This window comes from Mesorhizobium sp. M8A.F.Ca.ET.218.01.1.1, assembly GCF_004791165.1.
GTDB lineage: Bacteria > Pseudomonadota > Alphaproteobacteria > Rhizobiales > Rhizobiaceae > Mesorhizobium.
In genome coordinates this window covers 1-2405 of record NZ_SRUZ01000023.1, presented here as the reverse complement: position 1 = coordinate 2405, position 2405 = coordinate 1, and the positions used below count along the sequence as shown (strand labels likewise).

Here is a 2405-nt window from a genome sequence, read left to right as displayed (position 1 = left end):
TGTATGTTGCGATCGATTGAAGGCCCGGATTGCCTTCGTTCTCGAAGCGCGTCGCGACATAGGCCCCGGTGACGCTCTGCGAGACCTGGTAGGGCCGGCAGAACGGATCGTAGGTGAAGGTCTTCACGATGCCGTTCGGATCGGTTTTGGTCGCCGGCAGCCCGCAGACGGGATTGTAGGTCGCGCTGGAGACGAAGCGCGTGTCGGCGCTCTGGCCGCCGGTGGCAAAATAGCGCGGCGCCCGCTCGGTTATGGGATAGAGGTGATAGGTCGCATCATAATCCCATTCGGTCTTGTGGCCGAGGCCGTTGCTGGCGGAGATCCTGTTGCCGTAGCTGTCATAGGCGAAGAACTGGTGTGTGGCTTTCTGCGGCGTCCCATAGAGATCGTTGTAGTCCGCCATCCAGGTGAGGTTGCCCTTGGTCGGCGGCGTGTTGTTGTCGGCGTGCTGGTTATCGTAGAAGCTCGCCTTGTAGCGGATGAACGGGAACGAGTTGTCGAGCCCTGCCTGGACGGTCTCGATACGTGGCAGCGACACGGTGTAGGCGGACGCGTTCGGGGCAAACCACTTCTGGGTCCAGGTCTCGTCGCCGCTGGCATCGGTGCGGCCATAGTCCTTCAGGCTGGTGATGTTGTTGTAGGCGTCGAAGCCCCGCTCGACCCGCAATGTGCGTGAAACATTCTCGGTCAGCGTCGTGTCGGTCGCCGTGTTCTGCACCGTGTAAGGTTTGCTCGCCACATTGACCGCATAGGTCTCGGCCACCTGCTTGTGGACAGCGCCGGCGCCATCCTTCCACACCGTCAGCGACGGCAGGCCGTAGCTCGCCAGGTCCTGGCGATAGGTGGTCGTCACCGTCGAGGGCGCCGTCTCGCCATTGGCCAGCGGCTTGGTCTCGACGATCGAGGCAAAGCCCAGGAACTTGCGCGCCGCAGGGTCGTATGTGCCGCCCGAATACTGATAGGTCGACACCGCCGTCTGGCCGCGCCCGTCGCCGACCGAAAGCTTCGTCACCGCATGGACCACCTGTGGCAGGTAGTTGTTCGCCCAGGTCGACGACGGTGTGTACTCCACCGCCACCGTGCCCCCGAGTTCCGTCGTGATCTGCTTAACCAGATTCGGATTGCCCGTACCGGGATTCGAGATGAACATGCTCGTGTAATTGGTGAAATCAGGCAGGCCGTCGCCGTTGAAATCGCCAATAACGACGCCAGCTGTGATCGGCGTCGGCAATGTGAACTGCACCGGCGCCACCGCTGTCGATGAAGGACGAAGTGAATAGACTTTGACCGAGCCTTTGCTCTGGGGCGGCGGCGGTGTTAGCGAGCTAGGTATAACGATGGCGTCCATGCGTCCATCATTGTCGAAATCGCGCAAGACTATGGATCCAGCAGAAATCGATGATACCGAATAGCTTTTGAAGCCAACACCGGTGGACAACCATAGCCAGACATTACCGCCATTGCCGTCATAGCGGAGTAAGTCCGTCGCGCCATCTCCATTGAGGTCAACCAGCGCGCAGGTGCCACTGCCTTGGTAAAACACTGTTGGACAATTGATCCCGAGTGACGTCCCGCTGCGCTGCCACTTGCCGTTCGAGAGTACGCCCTTTTGGGCAGCAGGACCCGGCGTGCGAAAGAGCGGCTGTTGATGACCATTCCCAAGGAAATCGCCGACGCCGATCTCGTGGTCATTGTAGTCATGAATGTTCACCGTATCGATGCCGTCGCCGTCGGCGTCCGCGACAAAGGAAATGCTGTCAGGATATGGTGCCGTCACGGTCGCTGGAACTGCATTACAGTCGGCTTCGTATCCAGATGGTGGCGTGGGTTTGCAGTCGAACTTCGTCATACCCAACTGACTGTCGGTCAGCAGGAGAGCACCGGTCGGTGAATAGAAAATAGGAGTACCTTGGTTGTTTGTGCTGTTGACCTTGTTGTCATAAAGAAAAAAATCCATGGCATTCTTGGAGCCAAGGAAGCGTCCGGGTCCCGAGAAATCCCATCCGGCGTAAGCCGGTGGATCCTGTGCCAACGTGTCAATTTGTATTGTCTTGCTGTCGATGCGCGAGCCGCTAGAGTCAAATCGAATTACTCTCTTATAGACTCTTTTGGTGGTTGTTGTTTCACCACTACTGCCCCCGCTACGGGTCGTTTTGGATTCAATATAATCGCCATAGACTTCGTCCCTTCCATCGAAGTTGAGATCGCCAACTTCGCGCGGCTTATCGAGAGCACGGTCTCCCCAGATGAGGGGTTGACCGCCGTATATGTCGGATGCCACCGTCGCATACACGCCATCTGTGTTCTGATAGGCCATCTGGCCGATGATCTTGGAGGTGCCGCCGGTGATGGTGCCATCGGCGGTGCCGGTGGCATCGGTGCCGTAGCGGGTGACCTGGGTCAGC

The 2405-nt window shown here is 58.6% G+C and carries 1 protein-coding gene; it reads right to left on the bottom strand.

The window, feature by feature from the left end; genetic code table 11:
* The coding region (locus EN861_RS34190; protein ID WP_189343808.1) for a toxin TcdB middle/N-terminal domain-containing protein at positions 1-2405 on the bottom strand (2405 nt) is incomplete at both ends.